Genomic DNA, 25,134 nt, shown 5'->3' on the forward strand with positions numbered 1-25,134 from the left:
GTTGATTCAGTTAGTTATCCTTTTAGTGTCAAAAATGTAGAAAGTGTTACTATATAAGTTTAGTTTTTTATTCATTACTCTTGTAAACCATAATATTCAATAGCTTTTGATTTTAAAGGGTTTTTTGACCAATCTTCCCATGTATTGGTGTAAGGATCATAACCACATTTAAGAGGTTTACTATAAAGATTTTCAGGATCTTCGATATATGCTCTGCAATCGGTGCAGACATGTCTAAACTCACAACCTTTACATACATTTATTTTATCTTTAGAGATATTCCAGTACTTTTTAAATTCTTTTTGCTCAACTACTTCATTTAGACTTATAGCTGTTATGTTCCCATAACTTTTCATCATAGAAGGACAGTTTTTGATATGACCATTGGTATCAATGGAAATTTTTCTGTTTAGGCAGGAATTAAATTTCTGGGATTCTGTAAATGTACTAATATTAACAGAAAATAAACTTGAGTCGATGATACCACAACATTTTTCGTTACTTATAATAGTATCTGTAATTATAATATATCCTCTTCTACTATCAATTGGGGAGATGAATTTGTTTTCACGACCTCCGTAATACCTAAAAGAAGAAACTCTACCATTAGTAGACATAAAATTTTGAATTGTTTCTATCTCAAAATCATTGTCAAAAGGGATTGTAAAATCTATCGAGATGATAGATGATTTTTGATCATCCAAAAATTCTACAATTGTTTTAATTTCTTCCAGAGAAATCTTTTTAAAAAAACGAAACTCAACATGTTTACAACGAAGTTCGTTTAGATTTTCTAAAGCGTGATATATATTATAATCACTTTGTTTTCCCACATCTATAATTGCATTAGTAATTGTATTTGGTTGATACCAATTCATCGACATTTTCGGGAATAATTCGGGAGTAGTAGTAAAGAATATAAACTCATGATCAATTAAAAACTCAAAATATTCATCTATAACGGTATCATACTTATGGTCATATTTCTTTTTAATTTCTAAAATAGAACTACCTTCATGGTTTTTTATTAATTCATATAAATCATTAGGAATTAGTTGTATAGATCCTCTATGAAGATCACAAATAGAACTTCTTTTAGCTCCTTTTACAGGAATACAATTTGCAATAAGTTTAAAAGGAGTTTCTTGTTCAATTTTCATAGGGTAAAAGTTTTTGAAATGGGTCTGTAAAAACTATAAGGGGTCATTGCATCTGTATCTATATAATTAATTGCAATTGTATTATTTTGTTGCTTGAAACTTCTATTTTTTTTAATTTCTGCTTTTTGAAACGTAAGTGGCAAGATGGGTTGTATTTTCTTTATATGGTCCATATTACTTTAATATTGATTATTTAGAAACTAGATATTCTGCTATGTTCTTTTCGATGTAATAATTGCAATGTTTTGAAACCCAATCTAATTGGCCTTGCGGATTTACTTCCAAGAATACATAATTGTCCGACTTGTCTACAATAAGATCTATGGATCCTGTAGAAAGTCCAGATTTTTTTATAAAATTTAGTATTTGTTGTTCAATGTGTTTTGGGAAAAGTACAGGAACATTTCTATTAGGTTTTTCTCTATTGTAATTACGGTAATCGACTGAAGTTTTGGAGTCGTTTTGTGATAAGATAGCCATAGGATACAAGGTGGTTTTGAAAAAGAAAACTCGGATTTCATACTTTTTTTCAATCTTTTCTTGTACCAATGTTGGAGCAAAATCGTCTTTCATGGATGTAATCATATCTTCGGATACCACAAAGGTACCTGCTGAATATATTCCCGAATCCCGAGCTTTTATCTTTATACCATATCGAATGTCTTTGGTTATAATTTGATCATAAGTATTAAAAAATGATTGTAATTCTTTTTTGGAAGTTGTTATTAATGTATCAGGGATTCGAATTCCACAATCTTTTGCTTTTAACAAATAATCAATTTTATAATTTTCAACCTCCTTATGATAACTACCAATATATTCTTTAGTATCACCAAGAATATCTTCTAACGATTTTAATAAACTATCTTCCTCCTTTTTTAGATAAGCATATAAAGATGAGGTGGCATTTCTAAGTGTACTTGGTAAAAAACGTATACTTCCACGACGATGCCATATTTTTTCAACTTTGCTTATATCTACACTTGCAATTTTTGTAGTGCAATTTTGATTTGTGATCTTAAGACTATTTAAAGGAGTATAGTCAGAGAAGTTAATTCGTTTTACATTTTTGGTGTAATGTTGAATCCATTCCATAGTGATATTTGTGGTAATGTCATTTGCATCACCAATTACGAGGATCATAGTATGTAAAATATATTAGTTTTGAGTTATAATTTTGAGAGGCAATAATTTTTATCGTCTATCTAAATTCCATAGGATCAGATGATATCATTTCAGATGTATAATTATAAGAATATGTTTTTTTTAGAGAGTAAGACTGATTCAGTATATAAAAATGATATTATCTGTTATCAATAATCTGTAATCCCGTTCCTTCTGGATATCCTTTTCTACCATTTACGTGCCACTTAAGCATTCCATAGGTTATACTATCCATCCGTTTTGAGTTATATTCCCTATCTATTAATGACTTAATTTCTTCGTGATATTCTCTAGGAGAGTGGTGCAATAATAACCAAACTGAGATCGGTTTGCCGGTTCTCCTTGGATCTGGAAATCCATATTTTTCGGTAATTTCTATAATCCTTTTTGTGTTTTTGTGATCTATGACTAGTTGTAGTTGCCAAATAGAATCCCATTGTTTTTGATACTGATTACTCTCTTTATCAAGGTTTTTAATTTTCTTCCTGTAGTATTGATCATTCCGAACCATTTCTTCTAACTCTTTCCAGAGTTTTTCGTTATTGATTTTCCGAAAAGCCTCTTCGATCACTATTTCCGTTGGCTGTGCCTGATTACAAGAAAACATAAAAAATATCGTTATCAGAAAAAAACATCGTAATATCATAATGAGTTTAATCTAAAATTATTTATTCTGTAAAAGAAAATGGACTCCCTTTTCTTCCTGTTAAATGCCATTTTATCATATTGTATTCCATGGTTGGCATTCGACCACTTTTATGTTCCTCTATTAATAGATCCGAAACTTCTTCTTTATACTCTTCAGGAGTATGCTGAAATATTAACCATGCTGGAACAGGGCTTTGTAATCTGTCAACATTTGGAAACCCATAGGTGTTTGTAATTTCGATCAATCGTTTTACATTGTTATTATCGATTATGATCTGCTTACTCCAGAATGAATCACGTTTAAACTTAATTAGATTTGAATCCAGTTGCTTTTTTTTAAGTTCAGTAATAAATAATCTTCCTTTTTGATCTAGTTCTACCATATTTTTAAGCTCTTTGGTCAACTTTTCTCTATCCTTTATTAGCTTTTCATCTTTAGATAATGAATCACAAGAAACTAGTATCAATATGATTAATGTTTTTAAGATTAATTTCATTTGTTGTTGGTTTATAAATATTTTTCCAAGATAAACAAAATAGTATATTTCGTTTATTGTTTATAGCGAGTTATCCATAATAGACAACTCGCTTTAAAAGGTCTACTCGTAGCAGATTGTATCACCTACAGAAAATTTTCCATCATCATCATTATCTGACCAGACATCAGGTTCATCTGCTCCATTGATACAGGTAGGATGGTCTGTACCACCAAGTATTTTTGATAAAAAATTATTGTTCAATTCCTTACTTTTAAGTTCAAATATTGTTTTCATAATTTTCTTTTTTTAAGAGTTATTTACAGTCTACGAATTCTAAACATTCTCCAGCATCTGGATGTCCATTACCATTTGTATCTTCGTAAACATCACATGATGTTGTTCCATCGGAGTTAGCCATAGTTGACTCAGTAGTTGTTCCTCCATAAATACTACGTAATCCAATTTGTTCGATTTTTAAGCTTTCAAATTTTTCCATGTTGTTTTTAAATTAAAATAATTTGTACCTACTCTATGATTAAAGGCTTTTCGGTTTCCGCCTTGTCCGTTGCGCAACGGTTTATTGTTGATTTTTAGATTGTTCGATCTTTGGATGCATTAGCTTTTCAATATTAATCACTCATAATTATTGATTCTTAACTCCTTAACTTCTATCTTCTGTCTCCCAGCACCTAACACCCAACCTCCTTACCACTCATTTTTCATTTATCAGTTTGGTTTCAGGTTTCTGCATCGGATTTTGGGTATCCGAGGACTGAGGCTCTCGAAGTCCGTATTATAACAAAGAGGGCTTCGAGTGCGTCAGCCTTTAATCTCTAAGAACTCAAAAACTAACTCACTACCAACTCTGCATATAAAGGATCATTTTGTATCATTTGAGCTAATCGTTCTTTATGAATATGTTTCTTTTTGCGAGTGTAGCCTTCTGATAGTCCGAAGCGACTAGCGATCTCCTTCATACTTTTTCCTTCAAAAAACAATTGTAGTAGTTGTTTACTTTGGCTACTTAATCGTGTAAAATGTTTGTAAAACAGGTCCTGCTCATCGGCTCTTGTTATTTGTTCTATTACAGATTCCGAGGGATCTAACGTATAGTTTTCATGAAGTTCCTGAAATGCTAATATGTGCTGTCTACGCCACTGGTTTCTCCATTTGTTTTTGCAAATCCCAATAAAATAGGTGTGAATAGAGGACTCCAAAGAAGCCAAACTACCAGAGCGAGCTTTGTGATATAATAATACCATCGCTTCCTGAAAAATATCTTCTACATCTTCGATAGTACCTTGATACCGTAGGATATATTTTTTTACAGCTGGTAAGTCTTTTTTATAAAATGATTTTAGCACCAGATGATCCCCTGAGATAATCCCTGCTATGATATGTTTGTTTGTTGTTGAGTTCATGTTTTCCTTTTTATTTCCCTATTTAATTTTTGACATAAGAATTCTTGTCGATGTTTAAAAACACCGTGATATAAGACAGCAATACGTGTTTGAAGTAGTAGGTGTTCAGACTTTCGTTAACCTTCCAATTATGGCAGCCATTAGGGGAATCAATATCCTATCTGTTACTATGTTACTATTTGGGATATCATAAGGGTGTATCCCCTTAACAAACTACCGCTGGATAGTAATTTACTGGCTGTAGGCATTCCTGTAATGCTTGCCACCCCATTGTTGATAGGGGTACCCTCTTATCCTCATATACCGATTTGGCACCTGGTTCATTTTCACCAGCCAGATACCTACTCATGCGATAAAAACTTAGGGCATTGGTATAGTTATCATGATCTAATAAGGTTTTAGTATCTACCAATTGTTGGGTGAGATTTTCTAGGAGTTGCACTCTGTTTTCTACTTGCGTACGTGCCAGGTAGTCTTTGTCAAACTCTTCTTTATCGATAAAACTAGGAATCCAATTAGGATGTTGCTCCATATAATTTTTGGCTTTGTCTACAATTAGTTTGTTCTGATTGGCAATACGCCCGTATTGTCTACGCTGATCAGGAGTAAGATTTACTGTTTTACCAGTAAGTATCTGGCGAATGCCCAGTAAATGCCCATCTAGCTGTGTTAATTCTTCTTCTGTAAAGCTAATGCTTATTAAATTTTCTAATGCCATTACGGAATTCTATAAAGTTACTATTGGTTTTTACTGTAGTTTTGTAACTGATCAGATTTTTGGAACTACGTTTTTGTCATGGCAAATATATGTGCGAGAATTACGTTAGTGCAAATACAGTATTATTGTTTTCTGAGAATTTCGAGTCGAAATTCCTTGAATATCGTTACTTAACTCTTATATATGGTTTGCATTTTTTATTTAAGGTTAAGCGATTTATAAATATTTAAATCATTGATAATCTTAAAGTATAAATTAATATTTTTTGATTAAAAAAAATAAATTATGTGTTTTGAGGAAATGTCTAAGTCAACTAGTGTTCTAATGGCTAAATATTTTTTATTGAGCTTATTTTGTTTGTCAAAATTAAGCGTTACCAACGCACAAATTAAAAAATTTACAATACCAGATAGCCTCATTAATAAGACATACGAGGAATTAAACAAATCCTTTACTAGTAATTACTACGATACATTAAGATGTAAGGTATACTTAAACACAATCCTTTCAAAATCGATTAAGGAAAAAAATTATCATTATCAGGCAAGAGCTTATTGTAATTTATCCTATTATGAAGAACTTGAATCGGACAAACTTAGATTAATTGATAAATCAATAGAGGTAAGTCATAATTTAAATGATAAATCGTACTTACTTCTTCCATATTCGTTTAAAGGTTTTTATTATTATAATAAAAGTCTTTATGCTTCTGCTTTAGAGAGTTATTTAAAAATGTTGGAGATAGCGGAGGAAGTTAATAGTCTAAATTATATTGATATAGCAAAACATAATATAGGTCTATTAAAAACCGAAATAGGAAAACACGAAGAAGCTTTACCCCTATTAAGAGAATCCTTTATCTATGAAAAACAAAGAAAGGAAATGGATACTTCTTCTTATCTTGAGTCTATGTTATCTCTGGCAAAATCATATACTTACAATAAAATTTTAGATTCTGCTACCATATATAATAGAAAAGGTGTTATTTACAGTAAGAGAAGCTATCCTAGAACATATGAACCATTTATTTTTAACGAAGGGATTAATTTATTTTACAAAAATAAAATTTACGAATCTAGTGATAGCATCAATAAAGCTCTTTCCTTAATGGATATAAAAAACCCACAACAAACCAATCTTTTTGTTATTGGAGAATTTTATAGAGGTAAAATCCAAGAAAAGTTAGCGAATGAAAATAGTGCATTATCACATTATTTGAAATTAGATACTTTAGTTCAAAAAAACCAACTTTTTTTAGCAGAGGTAAGAGATGGTTATGAATTTGTAATTAATAGCTATGATAGACTAAAAAAAAGAGATAAACAATTAGAATACATCAACAAACTACTGCATTTTGATAGTATTGTCTACTCACAAAGAAATTACCTAACCAATAAGTTATTCAAAGAATTTGATAAACCAAGATTACTTAGGGAAAAAGAATTAATTATTAATGAATTGAATTCTAACACAAAAAACACAAAGGTTTTATTGTGGCTGTCGATTTCCTTTTCACTGATTACTCTATTTATGTTTTATTTCCAGTATCAAAAACGAAAACTATTAAAAATAAGATTTAATAAACTACTAAAGCCTGCTATTCCAGTAGTAAATGAAAAAACACCTAATTCATCAAAATTAGAACTTGATATTTCAAAAAAAATAGTAGATAAAATATTATCAGGGTTAGAAAATTTTGAAAATAATTGTGAGTATAAAAAAGTAAATATTACTTCTAATTTATTAGCGAAAGAACTAAAAACTAATTCAAAGTATTTGACAAGAGTAATTAAACATTATAAGGATAAGAATTTTACCACTTATTTAAATGACCTGAGAATATCCTACATAACGGAAAGACTAAAAAAAGAAGAAAAATTACAAAATTATACCATAAAGGCTATTGCAAAAGAGGCTGGTTTTAACTCTGCAGAAGCATTCTCAAGATACTTTTATAAGAAAACAGGTATATATCCGTCCTATTTTATAAAAAATATACAAAAAACTAAAAATCAATTTGTTATAGTTTAAAGTGCAATTTCAATTCTAGAATAATTTGCTCTGTTTTCTAGAATTGAGACTGTCTCTTCTTGCTTTACACTTACCAATGCTATTACATTTGCCCTGATCCAAAACCAAAAGTGCACTTATAAAAATTAGGATCAAATTATTTAATAATCATAAAATTTTATCAATGGCATTAGAGAATTTGATAAGCGTAAGCTTTACAGAAGAAGAACTTACGCAATTAGATGGGCACTTATCAGGAATCCGTCAAGTTTTACAAGGAAAAACAGTAAACTTGACTCCAGAACAAAGAAGACAATACGGACGTATTGCCAATCAGAACAAACTTATTGTAGACAAAGCTAAAAATTACATGGAACAACACCAAGATTGGATACCTAGATTTGTAGACAAGGAAGAGTTTGATCGCGACTATACAGCTCGCCAACAAATAGAAAATAGAGTACAGCTATTGGAAAACCTTTCCACGCAATTAATAGATACCAAGACTTTATTAGATCATGATAATTATAATAATGCACTTAGTTTTTATCGTATGATTCGCTTTCTGGCTGGAGAAAATGAACCAGGTGCTAAAGCAGTACATGAAGATATGAAAGTACTGTTTAATCGTTCGGGAACATCCAACACAAACACTCCTGATAGTCAAGAATAATTAGCATTTAACACCTCATTTTTGGATTAAATCAATCCATATTTAGGCTTTCTATAGGGTACTGAGCCCTATTGGTAAGGGGGAACCCCATCACTAAAGTCTAAATTTAGAGATTGCTAAGTAAAATTTAGCTTTGGATATAGGGTTAAACCCCTAGTCTTATTCAAAATATGGGGTATAACGATTGAAATATGTATACCAAGAGGCAAAATATTGATTTCCCTAATGCCTCGTCCTAAATCTGAACACCTACTTATGTTTTTTGATTAAGATTTAAGACAACAAATGTATTGTAAGTGTTAATAATGAAAGAAAAGTTATAATATAAAATACTACTGCAACTACGGGTATGATATCATTATTTCATAGTCTAAGCCCTTTGATTTCAATACTTTTGGCAAATATATCTGAATAATTAAAAGCATTTTAGAATGATACGATCACCAGTGAAAATATAGGGAGTTTTACGGATTTACGTAAACAAGCTTACAGTAGTTTATCTATTTTGGCGACACTTTTAAAAACATATCATTTCACATTATTAAAAGACAAAAAAAGCACAAATGAAAAACATTAAAATTTTTAAAATCTATTCAATAAGTATCTTAATGAGCTTATTTGTATTGTTTGGATGTCAACAAGATGACATCACAACCAATGTAGAAGAATCAATTGCAGTAGACCAACCACCTAAAGAAGAAGGGTTGAAGGTTAGGCTTATCTCAGATAAGGAAATCCCTGAAATAGTAGGTTTATTAAAAAATAAATTATCAAGTAAGGCTAAAATTAAAGGTAGTAAGATTCAACAAGAAAATATCGTAATCTCCTTAGATAATGTTAAAGAGGTCTCTAAAGAAGGAGAACATACTAATTATAACTTTGCTGTTCATATAGATGGGGATCATTATACAGATGTATATGTGCTTTCTGTTGATGAACAGTCGGATGGATTATTGGGTGAACCAATAGTAATTAAATATAGCATTGATCCAAAATCTTTTGATCTTTTCTTAAAGAATGACGGAATTATTGATTACAAGAATCTAAAGGCAGATTATACCTATTACAATCTGGATAATTTTTTAGCTACTGGAGGTAGAACAAATCTCTTAAAAAGTGCTGGTTGTCAAGGAACTTTTGGATCTGCTCCTGGCGAATATCCGGAAACGCCACCAGGAGGTTCATTTATTCATAATGCTTTCGGTTTTAATTTTACAATTACTTTTAGTTCTTCCACCACTTCTGGAAGTTATACTTATACATCTACTGTTACTAATGAAAACGAAGAACAAAGTAATGTTTCTACTATAGGTAGCAGTGATATTGTAACTACCGATAGTGAGATTGTAGGAACAACAAGTGATAATATTATTCCTGATAATGCGGAGTCTGTAACAGATACTGGTAATGTCGGTAGTGGAGACGGATGTTTTATGAGGGTGATTATTAACCCAGAGGGAGGTTTTGAATTTATCAGAATGTGTCCTGATGCAGATGAAAACAATACACAAAGAAGCAATAAAAGTACAAGAGGTATATGTGCACCATTAGATTATAATGCTCTTAATATTACAGACCTAAGAGTTGAATATTTGGATGCACAAATGCCAAACTTTAATAGAGAGTTTGTTGAAGAAAATAGAGAATTTGCAAATCCATTGGTAGATTACGAGAATGGAACTCGTTCAACACCTAACAATCATGTTTTTCCAGGAAAAGTAATAGCAGGAGTAGAGGCTGGAAATATTGGTGAGATTCAAGGATTACAAATACTATTTTATACGAATCAAAATGGATATTCTCCGGAGTCTGTTGCTATGGCTTCAGCTATTACTGATGCAATAAATAATGGTAATTTGGATCATAATGCAGGAATATCAATGCTAAACCATGCAGATGAGAATGGAAATTCTAGTGAAGTTCGAAATCTAATAGAAGCTGTGATTGAAAATAATGAACTAAGTGATCAGGAGTTTTTAGAAAGTATTAATCCATTTATGGAAGAAAATACAACAACTGTAATTTTTAATTATAGATTTTCATTAGAGGTTGCTCTTATAAAAGCAAATCATCCTGATTGGGGAACTACTAGAATTAGATGGGAAGCAACGAGACAAATAATTGTACATCCAACTTTAGACATTATAGGATTAGTTCCTGGGTTTGGTGAACCAGCAGATTTAATTAATGGAGTGATATATCATATCCATGGAGATGGTATAAATGCAGCTCTTAGTTATGCCTCGGTTCTACCCTTTGCAGGATGGATATCTACAGGAACAAAAATGGGACTTAAAGTTGTTAGCTCGGCTAGTGATGTAGGTAGTAAAGTAGTAATCCGATGGATTGTACACCCAATAACAGGAGTAATAGAATTTGGTTCTAGAGCTGATTTGAGAAAAGTATTAGGGTTAGTAACAGGAGATGGCAAACATGCTCATCATATTATTCCTTGGGCGATGGCAGATCTTCCAATAGTACAGGCTGCTGCCAGAGCAGGAGATGCATTTCATATGAATGATATAGTAAATGGAATTGCTTTAGAAGCTTCTGAACATTTAGTTGGTCATGCTAATTACTCGAATGCTGTTAGAGAAGTTCTACAAAGATTAACTTATAATAACGTTGATGAAGCAGCAAGTGAAGTAGCACGATTTCAGAGATTTTTGGAGTTTCAGATTTTGTTTAATCCTGGGATTAATTTAGGAGAATTGGAAGATATTATTCGTACTTTTATTTAATGAATTATTATCTTTTAATAAATAGCATCAATATAAATACGGTAGGGACTATACCCCAGATAGTTGATGCAACAAATCTTGAAGCTTTAAAAAAGAATATAGGATTTGAGGAAGGGTTGATTTCCCTTCCTATATTACCTGAAGTAATGTTAGATAGTCAAGCATTATTGACTACTTTTTTGAATGGCGGAAGAGTAGGTTATGCTAACTGTAAAGTTTTTGAAAACTCTTTTGTTGATTTTCTAAAAGACTTTAAAATACAGGAAACGCAAGATTGGAATATTTTAGCACATCAAGATAAAAGGAGTATAGTAGGATACAAGCTATTCAGAATATGTTATAAGAACAAACAATACAAAATAAATTATGATAAAAGTCAATATTATATCCCTAATAAGCATAATTTTCGAAGTGAAGATGTTACTTATTTGGATATTAGGAATGATCAAGAATTTCGACAAATATTCTTAGATTTACAACAGAAAAAACAAAATTTTTTCCCTAAAAAAATTACAATTGATTTAACTTCGGTTGATGAAGATTTATTTCTATTTGATCATAATACTTTTATTCCAAATTCTTATATAGTTTCTAGAAAGCTAAAAGATGCGATTCAAGAAAATGAAAAATTTACAGGGTTTCGTTTTAAAGAGATTCAAGATTGTTTTCCAAAAATAGACTTTATTTGTTAGTTTGTTATCCTCTTACATATTGAAGCTTAAATAAAATTATAATATGACCAAAATCACATAATTATTTTTGTTTGTAATTAAGATGTAATTATAAGTCAAACACGAAGACAAAGATGGGTTGCAGAAGATTTACCTGTAATTTAGTGTTTTTAGTAATAAGAAGTTTTGTATTCAATAAGGAATTTACAATTGGAAGCGGGTATTACGGGTTTGATTTGTAAGTTTTTATCTAATTAGAGTTATGAATCATTATTTGGATAAAATTGGTGTTTCTTGGTATAGAAAAGAGAATACTTTACAGGAATGCACTGAGGATTTTTTAATTTTTTTAGAACGACTAAGACGTTTTGACTCTAATTTAGGAGTATTGTATAAACAAGGAAAATCCTTACAAGAATCAGTAATGCATGAAGTGAGTTTTGAATACGACTATATTAAAAAACTATTTTGTAAAACATGTAATGATCAGGATTATCCTGATATAAGTTTTAGTTTTAGTATATGGAATGGAAATATATCGGAAGGAGAATATATAAGATTAAGTACTTCATTGGGTAAATCTCAATTGGGAGTTAATAATTCTAATTGTATGTTGAGTATGCCATATAAAGGAAATCTTTATACACATTATAGTAATCCAGATGATTATAAACAATTACAAGAACTATTCATAGATCATTGGAAACCACAATATATTTGGAAAAGAGACCAATGGATTGAACTTTAATTTTATGTTAAGGCTATTCAGAATATTTTGAATAGCCTTATTTGTTTTTTTAATTACAAGCAAGTCATTACTCAGAAGAGGCGACGTATTTTGTTCAAGATAGTTTAGCAAAGGTATCGGCAGCACAACAACAGGACAAAAACCTGAAAAAAGAGATCAGAAACTATTACCATACGATCAATCATTCTACATCTTTTCAAAAAGAATCGTACTCCTACAAGATAGAACAAGACACCTTGGTACTATCATCATCCAACCACAAAGAACTAAAGTTTGTAAATATTCATGTAGAGAACTAATGAGCGCTCACCAAAAATTCAACCAAAAGTAAGGTAACATTATCCCAGTTTTTGATACTTATTATAAAGGGATAAGCAAATATTTTGGGTCTTATATTTTAGAAAGGAGAAACTTTTTCTTATTATATAGGGGAAATAATAACCAAAAGTATGCAGATATATCAAGTATATCGTATAGCTCTTTTTCGTATCCTTATATAGGATACCATATATAGCCAAGTAATAACTAAAATGTAAACGTGTGAAGAGAATAATAGTGATCATGACCATCATAACCACGAGTATTTTTTATGGTCAGGAAGAGATTCCATTAGTAGAGTATAATCAGATATTAGAACGCTTATATGACTTAGAAGAAAAAGAAGACTATGAGGGCATTCTTACCGAGCTCGATAAGATTAGTGTAAATGATTCTATATATACCGCTAATTTGGTAACCAAATCCTATTACCTACTACAATTAGAGAAATATGATGAGGTAGTGGCCATCTGTGATCAGGGACTACAAGCCGAGGATACTACCGAGGAGTATTCCTTTTACCTAAACAAAGGATTGGCATTGATACAGGCAGAAAAGTATCCACAGGCAATAGAAGTATATACCAATGCCATTAAACACTATCCTAAAAACAATGTACTGTATCACAATCTGGGATATATATACCAAAAAATGGAACAGTGGGAAAAGGCATTACAAAACTATAAACAATCCGTAATGCTCAATCCCTTCTATGAGAAAAGCCACCTAGAGATCGGTAAACTATCTTTTAAAGAAGGTCAGACGGCACAAGCATTGATGGCTTTTAATATGTATCTGATTATAAATCCCGATGGAGAAAATTCGTTTAATGCGCTTAACCTGATCAATAACTTAGTCTCACAGAAAAATGACATAGAAGCCTTAGATGTTACCATTTCTGAGGATGATGAAACTTTTGAAGATATTGATTTGGTGTTAGATAGTAGAATGGCGATGAACAAGGATTTTAAACTAAATAATAAAATCAATATTGGATTAACGCGCCAGAATCAAGCGTTATTAGAGCAATTACAGGATTATGAAGGCAATGGTGGATTTTGGGATCGCAAATATGTACCATTTTTTAATTGGATTACGGAGAATAATCATTTCGATGCTTTTACCTACACCATTTCTTATAGTATTCAGAATAAAGATTTTAAGAAAATCGTAGATAAGAATGTAGATGAGATAAAGTCCTTTATTGATGTGGCGTATGATAAATGGCAAGCCATAATGGAGGCTGATAATGAAGAGGTATTCGAAGGAAAAAAACAAAAGGTGACCTATGCTTATGAAAATTATAACTTTTTACAAGCTGTAGGGATCATGAAAGAAGGTAAAAAGATAGGAAATTGGGAAGTATATGATGATAAAGGAAGGCGCATAGGAAACGGAAAATTTAATGAAGATGGTGTACGCACAGGAGATTGGCAATGGTATGATACTTCGGGTAACATTTCTGAAGAAGAGCATTATAAAGACGGAAAACTAGAAGGACAGTATACCTATTTTTATAAAAATGGAAATAAGGAAATAGAATGTAATTACGTAGCCGGAAAATTAAACGGAGACTATAAAAAGTATAATAAAAAGGGAGCACTCATAGAACACAAACAGTTTAAAAATGGAGTGCTCGATGGCCAGTACCTATCATATCACAAAATTGGTGATCGCGCAAAGGATTATGAGCTGATGTATAAAGATGGGAAACCTGTAGGAGAGCTTAGACAATATTATGTAGATGGTTCTTTATTTAAAAAACGTTCTTTCCTAGATGGAAAAGTAAACGAAACAGAAAAATTGTATTACCATACAGGAGAATTAATGGGAGAATACGAGTATAAAGAAGGATTGTATAATGGACCTTATGTCTCTTACTATCGCAATGGGCAGAAATCTGAAGAAGGTGTTACTGCACAAGGATATTATGATGGTAACTGGAAGTTATATCATCGAAATGGTGCCTTAATGAATGCTATTACGTATAAAAAAGGAGAACTTAATGAAGCCTATTTGGAGTATGATGTAGATGGAAAGCTACATTACGATTTTACCTATAGAAATGATGAGTTTATCGCTTTTAGATATTACAATAAAAACAAGGAGATCATCGGCGAAGGAAGAAAAAAGAAAGGCGAGTTTTATTATAAAGGATATGATCCTTTAGGAAGCTTAATTACCGAAGGCTTATACGATATCAAAGGAGGAAAAGTAGGAGAATGGAAATACTATTCTGAAGGGTATATGACAAACAAAGTACCTTATGAAGATAATAAGGTACAAGGAGATAACTATAACTATTATAGATCTGGGAAAGAAGAATCAATTACACCTTATAAAAATGATTCTATTCATGGATATTACCGCAGATATCATGAAAATGGTGCGCTGGCAGAACATGGTTGGTATCAAAAAAATCTGATTCATGGCGATTGGAAATCCTATTATCCAGACGGAACCCTGAAAAGAGAAAGTTTCTATCACAAAGGGGAACAACATGGAACACAAAAGCTTTATGGAGTAGAAGGAAAATTACTATCCACCAGTATGTATGCGTATGGCGATATAGTTGCAGAAAAAAAGTATCATCCAGATGGTAGTCTAATACAAGAAGTACTCTATGATCCTACCAAAGAATCCTATACCGTTACCATAAAAGGATACAACGGAAAAACTCAATCCACTACCGAATATATGTATGGTGTAAAAAATGGAAAGTATACCAAGTATAATACCGAAGGTAAAATAGTGATTGAAGGTAGTTTTCTGAATGATAATCTACACGGTTCATGGATCTGGTATTATGATAGCGGAGAAGTAAGTAGAAAAGGACAGTATTTTCAGGGAGAATATGATCAAACATGGACTACCTATCATGAAAATGGCACAATTAATGAGAAATTTTCTTACGAATCAGGAAAATTAAACGGAGTGTATGAATCGTATAATGAAGAAGGTATTCTAATTCGTAAGATTCCGTATATCGATGATAAAATGCATGGAGAGCGAGAGTTTTATAGTCCAGAAGGAAAATTACAGGTAGTTCGCTATTATCATTTGGATAATATTATTGGCTATAGCTATCATGATAAAGAGGGTAAGCTACTACCGATGATACCTATTGATAATTATAGCGGAAAGCTGCAAGCATATTTCGATAACGGGAAACCTTCTATGGAGGGAGAGTTTAAAAATGGAGTGCTTGTAAATCAGTTTAAAGCCTATTATTACTCTGGTCAGTTAGAACGAATTAGTGATAACAAATATGGAAATATTGATGGGAAATACACTAAATATTATGCCGACGGGAAAGTAAAAGAAGAAATGATCTATGATCATGGACTATTAAACGGAGTATACAAAAAGTATTACCCAAATGGGAAGATCAAAGAAGAGGTACTATATCGCCAAAATGAACGCAGCGGAAAAGCATTATATTATGATAAAGCTGGAAAACTAACCAAAGAAAAAGTATATTACAATGACGTAGCCACAAAATAAGATAAAAAATATGCTTAGAAATCAATTAGTAGTGCTGGTACTACTGCTGTCTTTTATAGGACATGCGCAAAGTACCTCACCTTTATTTAAAGAATACAAAGCAAAATATCCCGAAGAATATTCGGTAAAATTGTTAGAAGAGAGAAACGTAGATATTCGCTTGAAGAATGGAGAGATTTTGATTACGCAAGAGGTAATGGAGGAGAATCTATACCTAGATGCCGCAGCAACATATCAATCAAAACAATCCATCAACTATTCTACTTTTTTAGAAGTAGAAGAGATAGAAGCAGCTTCTATGGTATATGAAAATGGAAAGTATAACACGATCAAAGTAGAAGATTTTGTGACCAAAGATGAGATGGACCAAAGTTTCTACGATGATTCTAAGTCGATTAATTTTATTTATCCCAATTTACAACCAGGCTCTAAATCCAAACTTAAGTATGTAGAAAAGATTAAGAATCCTCGATTTCTGGGAACCTTCTTTTTTGCAGATTTTAATCCCACAGTAAAGAGTAAACTAACAATTACTGTGGATAAGAATATCTCCATGAAATTTAAGGATTTTAATATTGGAGAACTTCCGATAAATTTTTCAGAATCCGAAAAACGAGGAAAGAAAGTGTATACTTGGGAAGTAAACCAAATGGACAAATTTGAGATAGAGCCTGGTGCTCCCAACTTTAGAAATACACTACCGCATTTGATTCCGATGATCACCGAATATGAATCCAAAGGAAAGAAAGTAAAAGTGCTTGGCGAAGTATCAGACCTATACGATTGGTACTATTCTCTAGTAAAAGATATCAATAAATCAGAACCAGATCAGGAATTAGAAAAGATAGTAGCACAACTTACACAGGATAAAAAAACTGATCTCGAAAAGGTAAAAGCTATTTACTATTGGGTACAAGAAAACATAAAATACATCGCTTTCGAATATGCTTTAGGAGGTTTTGTTCCTAGGCAAGCAAATGATGTGTTCAACAAAAAATATGGAGACTGCAAGGATAATTCTAGTATACTACAAGAAATGCTCGAAATTGCTGGCCTGCAAGGAAACTTAACCTGGATAGGTACGCGTAGCATACCATATAAGTATGAAGAAGTTCCTACTCCTTCTGTGGATAATCATATGATTCTTACCTACAAAGATGGTGATGACATATATTATCTAGATGCTACGGGAAGATACATTCCTATCGATTTACCAACTTCTTTTATCCAAGGAAAAGAAGCATTAGTAGCTGTAAATGAAAATGAATTTGAGATCAAAGAAGTTCCGGTTATAGATGCTAAAAGAAATACGCTTATCGATTCTACCTATTTAAAAATTGAAGACCAAACAATAAAAGGGAAAGGAAGTTTTAAACTATCTGGATATTCTAAAATAGATTTCTTTAATGCCTTCGAAAGAGAGAAAAAAGAAGAAAATCTAAAGTCAATTTATACCAGAGAACTTAGAAAAGGAAGCAATAAGTTTTTGATCGAAAGCTTTGAAGAAATTAATAAGTACGATTACGATAAGGATTTTACCATCAACTATGCATTCAATATAAAGGATTACATGACTACCTTGGATAATGAAACCTATATTAACCTAAACCTCAATAAAGAGATTAGTCGTTTTAAACTTAAGAAAGACCGAAAAAGTGCAAGAGAATATAGATATAAATCCTATACCAAAAATGTAACAGTACTGGAAATCCCAAAGGATAAAGAAGTATCCTACATTCCTGAAAGTTTTTCTATTGAGAACGATTTTTTTCAGTGTTCGATTACTTATACCAAACAAGGATCTTCTATTCTCTATGAATTAGAAATGAATCAGGATTTTATTTTATTAGATGTTTCTCAGCAAAAAGAGTTCAATAATTTGATTAAAAAGATTGAGAAAAATTTTAAAGAAGTGGTGATTCTAAAAGATAAAAAGTAAACAAATCCAGCACGTTTGACAATTAAAAAATTATAAATGAAAGAACTAAAATACTTAGCAATTATAATTCTTTTGACCAGCAATTTGTGGAGTCAAAAAGAACCTTACTATACAAACTACGATTGGGATGACGATCCAGTGGCTGCTATCGATCTAAAAAAATATGAGGATAAAGACATCGTAGCTTTTAAAGATAAGGTAGTTAATGAGTTCTATTTTTTGGACGATGATAGCTTTGTAGAATATGCACTGATTCATAAACTATATTGGCTAAATTCTAATGATAATATCGAGAAATATAACAAGGTATATCTTCCTTCGAGCCCCAACTCTGAAGTGGTAACCAATAAAGCTCGTGTTATTACCAAATCAGGTAAAATTATAGAATTAGATGATTCTAAAATTCTAACTTCCGAAGATGAAGAAACAAAACGCACTTTAAAATATTACGCCTTAGAAGGAGTAGAAAAAGGAGGATTTATAGAGTACTTTTTTGTTGTAAAAAGATATCCAGGATATACAGGAAAAAGAGTAACATTACAATCAGATTTCGAAAAAGAGAATGTAAGTTTCGAATTGTTAGCACCTACCAATCTGATTTTTAAAACCAAAAGCTATAATGGGCTTCCTGATGTGATTCAGGATACTACCAATACAGATAAAAATCATTGGAAACTAGAGCTTGATACCTTAGAAGCGATTGATAATGAGGAGCAAGCTCCTTATGGTGCCATGAAAAAATACCTGATCTATAAGCTAGAGAAAAACACCAATAATCCAGCTAATGATATCGTTTCGTATCGAATAGGATCTCAGAATATTTATAAAAACTTATTTCCAGAAGTAGATGAAAAGCTCAATAAAAAAATAACAAAGTTTGTAAAATCTATCGAGGATGCAGATCATGAAGATACTGCTACAAAAATTAGAGCGCTAGAGAATTATATCAAAGCGAATATATATGTAGCCGATGTAAATCGAAAAGACCTGGAAGATGTTTCGAGTATATTAGACAATAAAGTGGCTAATGAAAGAGGTATTGTAAAACTATACCTTGCTCTAAGTAAAGTTCTGAACATTAAACATCAACTCGTATATACGACCGACAGGAGAGAAATGAAGTTTGATAAAGGGTTTGAGGCCTACAACTTTTTGTTAGAAACACTGATCTACTTTCCTAAGCTTAAATTGTATATGGCTCCTACCAAAATAGAGTCTAGATTAGGGTTTCCACCAGGTTATTTTACAGACAATTATGGACTGTTTATTAAACCTGTAACCTTAGGAGGCTTTACGTCGGGAGTGGGTAGTATCAAATATATCAAACCAGTAAATTATGATAAGACCAATTATAATTTAGTAATGAATGTAAGTTTTGATCCAGAAGATCTTACTGTAACAGACCTAAAAATGGATCGGGTTATGGATGGATATTATGCAGTGTACATACAACCATTTATGGATATTGCCAAAGAGGAAAACAAAGATGAAATGATCGAAAGTGTGATTAAATCTATCAATCCTAATGTCGAAATTGTAGAAAAGAAAGCAATCAACGCATCTTCTAAAGACTTCGGAGCCAAGCCACTACAAATTATTGCAGACCTAAAATCTGAAGATTATGTAGACAAAGCAGGCAATAAATACCTGTTTAAAATTGGGTCTATCATCGGTCCGCAGCAAGAGATGTATCAGGAAAAAGTACGACAGCTTCCCGCAGAAAATGAATTCGAAAGAAGTTACGATCGAAAGATTGTCGTAGACATCCCTACAGGATATCAATTCAAAAATCTGGATAAGATTAATATCAATGAATCTTATAACAAGGACGATAAAGAGTTGTTTATGTTTTCATCCTCTTACGAGATAAAAGACAATCAACTGATCGTATCGATTAAAGAATTTTATAATCAAAACATTATCGATGTTGCGTTATATGAAGACTACAGAAAGGTCATTAACAGCGCTGCTAATTTTAATAAAGTAACATTGGTATTAGAAAAGATTTAAATACTAGACAAGATAAAGCTATTACAGGTATAACCTCACTTGATTGGAAAATAAAAAAGCCTGCACACATTGTGCAGGCTTCTATTCATCAGTGGAGAAGATGGGACTCGAACCCACGACCTCTTGACTGCCAGTCAAGCACTCTAGCCAGCTGAGCTACATCCCCAAGAATACTGTAATGATGGAGCGAGCGCCTGTCCGCCAAAGTGTAGCGGAGTAGCAAGCTACATCTCTATATCTTTCTAGTAAGCTCCTTTCAGTACCAACAAAGGAATTCTACTTTCAAAATCTTTTTTCAGGACTTTGTTATCTTCCCAAAGCTTTCCAAAAAAACCTCTATTACGTCGCAAAACACAAAGTAAATCTGGATTGTTTTCATTAAGGTGTTCTAAAACCCCTTGGAATAAAGTACCATTTTCCGATGATTTGTAAGAACTGATCAGCGTTGCTAAATCTTTCTGAAACTCCGAATCTTCTGGTAAATACTCTGCCGTTTTAACCTGTAACAATTTGATGTCAGCATTAAACGTACTTAGAATCTCTTTAATAGGATTTAAAGTTGTTTCTTTTTTGATAACACCAGACTTAATAGCCATTAATATTTTAGAAATCGGCTTGAACTCATAATTTTCAGGAATGATCAATACCGGAATTTCTGTTTTCTTAACCAAACTCCCGGAAGTCTCGCCCAAAAAATAAGGCATTTTAATATCATCACTCTCCGCACCTAACACAATCAAATCAATAGAATGTTTTAGATTAAATTCTGGAATGGCTTCTAATAAATCTCCTTCTAGCGGAAGTGCTGTAACAGTAACACCTTTTTTATCTACCTGTGCAAGTTTTTCTTCAATTGTAGTTGCCGAAATATCTTTTAGTGTCTCGTTTACTGAAGGAAGACTACCAGATCTCGGTAACTCCTTAAATACTTGTACTGCATATACCGTTCCACCTAACTCTTTTGCAAAATCAATTGCATATTGTAATCGTGCAATACTTACAGAATCTTTGGATAACCCTAATGGGACTAGGATGTTTTTCATTACTAAGCCTGATTTGTGTTCTAGGGAGCAAAATTACAACTTTTGATGAGTTAAAAGGCTTTTTTGTCTATAGATGCACAGCTAATTGCTATTTCTTTTCTTAAAGTTTCTTTAAAATAAATTATGCTGCCTTCCAAAACCTCCTCTTCGAGAGAATAGTTTGTATTTTTGCCACTTGATAAAAATTATGATTCGTAAAGCGACACCTTCAGACCTAGACGCAATTCACAAGTTAACGCAGGCTTGTGCTAAAGCAATGATTGCCAAAGGAATTTATCAATGGAACGAACACTATCCGACCCGATCACGTTTCGAAAAAGATATCGAGTTAGAAGAATTGTATGTTCTTGAAGAAGGTCATATCAAAGGTATCATTGTACTTACAGAGCTGATGGACGATGAGTATATTCCTATAGAATGGTTAACAGAAAATGGGAATAACCTATATGTCCATAGATTAGCTGTACATCCAGATTATTGGGGTAATGGATATGCTCAGCAATTAATGAATTGGGCAGAAACTCAGGCAAAAGAAAAGAAGTACGCATCGGTACGGTTAGATACATTTAGCCAGAACAAAAGAAATCACAAGTTTTATGAAACCAGAGGATATCAGCGATTAGGGAATATATTTTTTCCTAAGCAAAGCGAGCATCCTTTTTATTGTTATGAATTGGTATTGTGAGTAGTATTATAAGTTTTAAAAATATCAATAAACTTGCCGTTCCGGCAATTATTGCAGGAATTGCAGAGCCTGTATTATCCGCTACAGATACTGCTATTGTGGGTAATATTCCAGTACACGGCACAGAATCACTAGCTGCGGTGGGAATTGTAGGATCATTTTTATCGGCACTTATTTGGATATTGGCACAAACCAGAGCGGTGATTTCAGCTATTATTTCTCAATATCTTGGAGCAGGAAAATTAGATGAAGTTAAAACATTACCAGCGCAAGCAATCCTTTTTAATATAGGATTGAGTATTGCAATTTTATTAGCCACGGTTCCTTTTATCAAAGAGATTTTTATACTCCTCAAAGCAGAAGGTGTAGTGCTCGATTATTGTATTTCATATTACAGAATTAGGGTTTGGGGATTTCCACTTACCTTATTTATTTTTGCGATTTTCGGGATATTCAGAGGATTACAAAATACATTTTGGCCTATGATCATTGCCTTAATCGGAGTGGTTGCCAATATCATATTTGATATTGTTTTGGTCTATGGAATCGAAGGAATTTTAGAACCTATGTATCTAGAAGGAGCAGCATGGGCCAGTTTATGTTCTCAGGTACTTATGGCCATTTTATCTCTGATTTTGTTATTGAAGAAAACTGACGTTTCCTTACGATTAGAAAAACTATGGCATCCCGAGATGAAACGATTTATGATCATGAGTTTTAATTTGTTCATTCGTTCTTTTGCGCTAAACACCACCATAATTCTGGCAGCTAGAGAAGCAACTAGTATTGGAACCAATTATATTGCAGCACATAGTATTGCTATACAATTGTGGTTGTTTTTCGCTTTTTTCATTGATGGCTATGGCGGTGCAGGTAATATATTGGGCGGAAGATTATTGGGAGCAAAGGATTACAAAAACCTGATTGCCATGTCCAAAAAAGTAAATCTGTATGGAATTATCGTTGCTAGTATATTAGGAGGCGTAGCCGTACTCATTCCAGAGCGGTTAGGGCTGATTTTTACCAAAGATCCAGAAGTAATCACTATTTTTAAAAGCTTCTTCTACCTTGTAGTTATCGCCCTGCCAATTAATGCAGTAGCCTTTGTCGGTGATGGAATATTTAAAGGAATGGGTGAAACAGGTTTCTTAAGGAATGTATTATTAGGGTCTACTTTTTTAGGATTTATTCCTACTCTTATGATTGCCAGATATATGGATTGGAAACTCCATGGTGTATGGATCGCCATTACAGTATGGATGTTTATACGAGGATTGGCATTATTGATTAAGTTTAGACGAAAGTACTACCCTTTGGCCACTAGCTAAATGCGAATTTTAAAATAGCCATCGCAATAACCACATACAAACAGATCAGTATAGCAACCCATCTAAACTTTGCCAGATACTTTTTTTCCATGGATTAAAAGTACTGTATGATGTAGAAAACATAAATAAGTAGAACTACTGGTTTTGTTAGACTAATCTTGTGTTGTGATTGGGCGTTACCCTATCGGGTCGGGCTTTTCACTACAATTCCTCGCACCTCGTCATCTTCGGGCTGTGGGATTTACATTACAATCCCTAACGCGTAAGTTCGTATATTTATTAAAACAGAAGAACATTAGTTGATTATAAAATAATGTCAGCATACCTAACACTAATAGAAATAGCATTATTGGTTTTTGTAATCCACAAGAGTTATCAATATTTAATTTTTAAATATCGTTCTAAACTGGTGGAAGCAACGGTAAAAGAAATTAAAGAGTATGAAGTGTTTCAGACCTTTACATCCAAAAGCTTTCAAGGTGAAAAATTAGCAATAAAAGTTACTTTGGAATATGAAATAGATGGCAAAATTTTTTCAAAAATAGAAAGAATAACAAAAGATTCTAGTCAAATAGCATTAGGTGAAAAAATTCTGTTAAGAGTAGTTAGTAGTGATCCTGAACAGTGTAGTCTAAAGTCAGACACAATACGTTTTAGAAATATGATATTGGGTGTCATTGTTTTGTTAATTTGGTCGACATTGACATTCGTTATTCTAAAAACCTCTAGTTAGAAAGTAGACATTTATATCCAAGTATAAAAGATTATGAGCAGCAATATGTTTAGTGATCATTTCTTTTAATAAAGAACAAATAGTAATTGTAAAAGTCACTTCGATCTATCGATGGCATTCTTTTTATAACCGCTGAATATTACCTATTTTTATCAAAAATCAAAACCAAATGACTACTACACGAACTAATGGAAGTTTGTATACACATACCGAAAACCATATTGCTACCATAGAGTTTGGACATCCATCCAGCAATTCGTTTCCATCAGAATTATTAGAGCGATTAACCAAAGCATTTGATATCTTATCCAATGATACATCTGTACATGTGATTATTCTAAAATCAGAAGGTGAGCGTGCCTTTTGTGCAGGAGCTTCTTTTGATGAGTTGATTGCCATTACCAATTTAGAAGAAGGGAAACAGTTTTTTTCTGGATTTGCCAATGTAATTAATGCGATGAGAAGGTGCAAGCAACCGATCATAGGTAGAATACAAGGCAAAACAGTTGGAGGAGGAGTAGGATTGGCAGCGGCTTGCGATTACTGCATGGCTACAGAAGCCGCTTCTATTAAGTTAAGCGAACTGACCATAGGTATTGGTCCTTTTGTTATTGAACCTGCGGTATCCAGAAAAATAGGATTGGCAGCTTTTGAAGCTTTGGCTTGGGATGCATCTCAATGGAAAAATGCCTATTGGGCCAAAGAACGTGGATTGTTTACCAGAGTCTTCGAAACGATTGGAGAACTAGATAAAGAAATACAACTATTTGCCGAAAAATTAGCAAGTTATAATCCACAAGCTACACAGCAAATGAAAAAAGTAACATGGCTAGGAACAGATCATTGGAGTGATCTGTTGATCGAAAGAGCAGCTGTTTCTGGAGAATTGGTATTATCCGAGTTTACCAAAAACGCTTTACACAAGTTTAAAAAATAAGATATGGAAATACTGAATTTTTTAGGAGGGAACGGATTATTTATAATTCTGGGAATCATCTTAGTAGTCGTTTATTTCTACAATAAAAGAAGGAGAAGATAAGGCTGTCTAAAAAGTAACTTTATAATGTCAAACTGATTTCTATGACAAAACCAAATTGTTTTTATAAGCAGTTTGGTTTTTTATTATAGCAAAGATTCTATG

At 32.3% G+C, this 25,134-nt stretch carries 21 protein-coding genes and 1 tRNA gene; 12 read left to right on the forward strand and 10 right to left on the reverse strand.

All coding sequences use genetic code 11. The features are described 5' to 3' along the window. Positions 1 to 74: 74 nt before the first annotated feature. The 8 genes from gwsS to Q1A73_RS21415 form a co-directional block, all read right to left on the reverse strand. Complete coding sequence (gene gwsS, locus Q1A73_RS21380) at positions 75 to 1,160, reverse strand: grasp-with-spasm system SPASM domain peptide maturase (protein WP_299609940.1); 1,086 nt, start codon at positions 1,158 to 1,160, stop codon at positions 75 to 77. 189 nt (positions 1,161 to 1,349) lie between these two features. After that, entirely contained in the window at positions 1,350 to 2,303 is a 954-nt protein-coding gene (gene gwsG, locus Q1A73_RS21385; protein ID WP_299609942.1) for a grasp-with-spasm system ATP-grasp peptide maturase, read from the reverse strand. Positions 2,304 to 2,463: 160 nt separating this feature from the next. Continuing rightward, complete coding sequence (locus Q1A73_RS21390; protein WP_299609944.1) at positions 2,464 to 2,931, reverse strand: hypothetical protein; 468 nt, start codon at positions 2,929 to 2,931, stop codon at positions 2,464 to 2,466. A gap of 61 nt (positions 2,932 to 2,992) precedes the next feature. After that, entirely contained in the window at positions 2,993 to 3,469 is a 477-nt protein-coding gene (locus Q1A73_RS21395; RefSeq protein ID WP_299609946.1) for a hypothetical protein, read from the reverse strand. Between the two features lie 102 nt (positions 3,470 to 3,571). Continuing rightward, a complete protein-coding gene (locus tag Q1A73_RS21400) occupies positions 3,572 to 3,745 on the reverse strand; it encodes a hypothetical protein (RefSeq protein WP_299609948.1) in 174 nt (57 codons plus the stop codon). A 19-nt stretch (positions 3,746 to 3,764) separates the two neighbouring features. Next, complete coding sequence (locus Q1A73_RS21405) at positions 3,765 to 3,947, reverse strand: hypothetical protein (RefSeq protein WP_299609950.1); 183 nt, start codon at positions 3,945 to 3,947, stop codon at positions 3,765 to 3,767. Between the two features lie 352 nt (positions 3,948 to 4,299). Further along, positions 4,300 to 4,872 carry a sigma-70 family RNA polymerase sigma factor gene (locus tag Q1A73_RS21410; RefSeq protein WP_299609952.1) on the reverse strand — a complete coding sequence of 191 codons (573 nt, stop codon included), beginning with the start codon at positions 4,870 to 4,872 and terminating at the stop codon, positions 4,300 to 4,302. Positions 4,873 to 5,077: 205 nt separating this feature from the next. Then, positions 5,078 to 5,590: a hypothetical protein gene (locus tag Q1A73_RS21415; RefSeq protein WP_299609954.1), complete on the reverse strand. Its 513-nt coding sequence runs from the start codon at positions 5,588 to 5,590 to the stop codon at positions 5,078 to 5,080. A 324-nt stretch (positions 5,591 to 5,914) separates the two neighbouring features. On the opposite strand from Q1A73_RS21415, the gene Q1A73_RS21420 reads away from it, so the two are divergent. The 8 genes from Q1A73_RS21420 (at position 5,915) to Q1A73_RS21455 (ending at position 20,204) form a co-directional block, all read left to right on the forward strand. Beyond that, complete coding sequence (locus Q1A73_RS21420; protein WP_299609955.1) at positions 5,915 to 7,621, forward strand: AraC family transcriptional regulator; 1,707 nt, start codon at positions 5,915 to 5,917, stop codon at positions 7,619 to 7,621. A 163-nt stretch (positions 7,622 to 7,784) separates the two neighbouring features. Next, entirely contained in the window at positions 7,785 to 8,273 is a 489-nt protein-coding gene (locus Q1A73_RS21425) for a hypothetical protein (RefSeq protein WP_299609957.1), read from the forward strand. Between the two features lie 563 nt (positions 8,274 to 8,836). Then, positions 8,837 to 11,014: an AHH domain-containing protein gene (locus Q1A73_RS21430; RefSeq protein WP_299609958.1), complete on the forward strand. Its 2,178-nt coding sequence runs from the start codon at positions 8,837 to 8,839 to the stop codon at positions 11,012 to 11,014. Next, on the forward strand, positions 11,014 to 11,706 hold the full coding sequence (locus tag Q1A73_RS21435) for a hypothetical protein (protein WP_299609959.1): 693 nt from the start codon (positions 11,014 to 11,016) through the stop codon (positions 11,704 to 11,706). Before Q1A73_RS21430 ends, Q1A73_RS21435 begins: the two co-directional genes overlap by 1 nt. Positions 11,707 to 11,947: 241 nt before the next feature. Beyond that, on the forward strand, positions 11,948 to 12,433 hold the full coding sequence (locus Q1A73_RS21440; RefSeq protein ID WP_299609961.1) for an Imm52 family immunity protein: 486 nt from the start codon (positions 11,948 to 11,950) through the stop codon (positions 12,431 to 12,433). Between the two features lie 540 nt (positions 12,434 to 12,973). After that, positions 12,974 to 16,255, forward strand: a complete 3,282-nt coding sequence (locus tag Q1A73_RS21445; RefSeq protein WP_299609963.1) for a tetratricopeptide repeat protein — start codon at positions 12,974 to 12,976, stop codon at positions 16,253 to 16,255. A gap of 10 nt (positions 16,256 to 16,265) precedes the next feature. After that, a complete protein-coding gene (locus Q1A73_RS21450; RefSeq protein WP_299609965.1) occupies positions 16,266 to 18,194 on the forward strand; it encodes a DUF3857 domain-containing protein in 1,929 nt (642 codons plus the stop codon). 36 nt (positions 18,195 to 18,230) lie between these two features. Then, entirely contained in the window at positions 18,231 to 20,204 is a 1,974-nt protein-coding gene (locus Q1A73_RS21455; RefSeq protein ID WP_299609967.1) for a DUF3857 domain-containing protein, read from the forward strand. A 92-nt stretch (positions 20,205 to 20,296) separates the two neighbouring features. Here Q1A73_RS21455 and Q1A73_RS21460 read toward each other — a convergent pair. After that, positions 20,297 to 20,370, reverse strand: a tRNA-Ala gene (locus Q1A73_RS21460). Between the two features lie 76 nt (positions 20,371 to 20,446). Further along, the gene (locus Q1A73_RS21465; protein ID WP_299609978.1) at positions 20,447 to 21,247 is read right to left on the reverse strand and encodes a universal stress protein; all 801 of its coding nucleotides are present in this window, start codon (positions 21,245 to 21,247) and stop codon (positions 20,447 to 20,449) included. Positions 21,248 to 21,434: 187 nt separating this feature from the next. Between Q1A73_RS21465 and Q1A73_RS21470 the strand changes: the two genes are divergently transcribed. From Q1A73_RS21470 to Q1A73_RS21485, 4 genes are all read left to right on the forward strand, one after another. Beyond that, positions 21,435 to 21,932, forward strand: a complete 498-nt coding sequence (locus tag Q1A73_RS21470) for a GNAT family N-acetyltransferase (protein WP_299609980.1) — start codon at positions 21,435 to 21,437, stop codon at positions 21,930 to 21,932. Beyond that, positions 21,929 to 23,260 (forward strand): MATE family efflux transporter, encoded by a 1,332-nt coding sequence (locus Q1A73_RS21475; RefSeq protein ID WP_299609982.1) that lies wholly within the window; start codon positions 21,929 to 21,931, stop codon positions 23,258 to 23,260. The genes Q1A73_RS21470 and Q1A73_RS21475 overlap by 4 nt, the downstream gene beginning before the upstream one ends. A 313-nt stretch (positions 23,261 to 23,573) precedes the next feature. Then, positions 23,574 to 23,993 (forward strand): hypothetical protein, encoded by a 420-nt coding sequence (locus Q1A73_RS21480; protein WP_299609985.1) that lies wholly within the window; start codon positions 23,574 to 23,576, stop codon positions 23,991 to 23,993. A gap of 169 nt (positions 23,994 to 24,162) precedes the next feature. Further along, positions 24,163 to 24,930, forward strand: a complete 768-nt coding sequence (locus Q1A73_RS21485; protein WP_299609988.1) for an enoyl-CoA hydratase/isomerase family protein — start codon at positions 24,163 to 24,165, stop codon at positions 24,928 to 24,930. Positions 24,931 to 25,134 lie beyond the last annotated feature (204 nt).

The sequence above is a fragment of the uncultured Aquimarina sp. genome, from assembly GCF_947492115.1.
Lineage (GTDB): Bacteria > Bacteroidota > Bacteroidia > Flavobacteriales > Flavobacteriaceae > Aquimarina.

What these genes read in the sequence shown, in the direction of transcription:
- gwsS (WP_299609940.1), bottom strand. Translation starts at nt 1,160, where the DNA reads ATGAAAATTGAACAAGAAACTCCTTTTAAACTTATTGCAAATTGTATT.
- gwsG (WP_299609942.1), bottom strand. Translation starts at nt 2,303, where the DNA reads ATGATCCTCGTAATTGGTGATGCAAATGACATTACCACAAATATCACT.
- Q1A73_RS21390 (WP_299609944.1), bottom strand. Translation starts at nt 2,931, where the DNA reads ATGTTTTCTTGTAATCAGGCACAGCCAACGGAAATAGTGATCGAAGAG.
- Q1A73_RS21395 (WP_299609946.1), bottom strand. Translation starts at nt 3,469, where the DNA reads ATGAAATTAATCTTAAAAACATTAATCATATTGATACTAGTTTCTTGT.
- Q1A73_RS21400 (WP_299609948.1), bottom strand. Translation starts at nt 3,745, where the DNA reads ATGAAAACAATATTTGAACTTAAAAGTAAGGAATTGAACAATAATTTT.
- Q1A73_RS21405 (WP_299609950.1), bottom strand. Translation starts at nt 3,947, where the DNA reads ATGGAAAAATTTGAAAGCTTAAAAATCGAACAAATTGGATTACGTAGT.
- Q1A73_RS21410 (WP_299609952.1), bottom strand. Translation starts at nt 4,872, where the DNA reads ATGAACTCAACAACAAACAAACATATCATAGCAGGGATTATCTCAGGG.
- Q1A73_RS21415 (WP_299609954.1), bottom strand. Translation starts at nt 5,590, where the DNA reads ATGGCATTAGAAAATTTAATAAGCATTAGCTTTACAGAAGAAGAATTA.
- Q1A73_RS21420 (WP_299609955.1), top strand. Translation starts at nt 5,915, where the DNA reads ATGGCTAAATATTTTTTATTGAGCTTATTTTGTTTGTCAAAATTAAGC.
- Q1A73_RS21425 (WP_299609957.1), top strand. Translation starts at nt 7,785, where the DNA reads ATGGCATTAGAGAATTTGATAAGCGTAAGCTTTACAGAAGAAGAACTT.
- Q1A73_RS21430 (WP_299609958.1), top strand. Translation starts at nt 8,837, where the DNA reads ATGAAAAACATTAAAATTTTTAAAATCTATTCAATAAGTATCTTAATG.
- Q1A73_RS21435 (WP_299609959.1), top strand. Translation starts at nt 11,014, where the DNA reads ATGAATTATTATCTTTTAATAAATAGCATCAATATAAATACGGTAGGG.
- Q1A73_RS21440 (WP_299609961.1), top strand. Translation starts at nt 11,948, where the DNA reads ATGAATCATTATTTGGATAAAATTGGTGTTTCTTGGTATAGAAAAGAG.
- Q1A73_RS21450 (WP_299609965.1), top strand. Translation starts at nt 16,266, where the DNA reads ATGCTTAGAAATCAATTAGTAGTGCTGGTACTACTGCTGTCTTTTATA.
- Q1A73_RS21455 (WP_299609967.1), top strand. Translation starts at nt 18,231, where the DNA reads ATGAAAGAACTAAAATACTTAGCAATTATAATTCTTTTGACCAGCAAT.
- Q1A73_RS21465 (WP_299609978.1), bottom strand. Translation starts at nt 21,247, where the DNA reads ATGAAAAACATCCTAGTCCCATTAGGGTTATCCAAAGATTCTGTAAGT.
- Q1A73_RS21470 (WP_299609980.1), top strand. Translation starts at nt 21,435, where the DNA reads ATGATTCGTAAAGCGACACCTTCAGACCTAGACGCAATTCACAAGTTA.
- Q1A73_RS21480 (WP_299609985.1), top strand. Translation starts at nt 23,574, where the DNA reads ATGTCAGCATACCTAACACTAATAGAAATAGCATTATTGGTTTTTGTA.
- Q1A73_RS21485 (WP_299609988.1), top strand. Translation starts at nt 24,163, where the DNA reads ATGACTACTACACGAACTAATGGAAGTTTGTATACACATACCGAAAAC.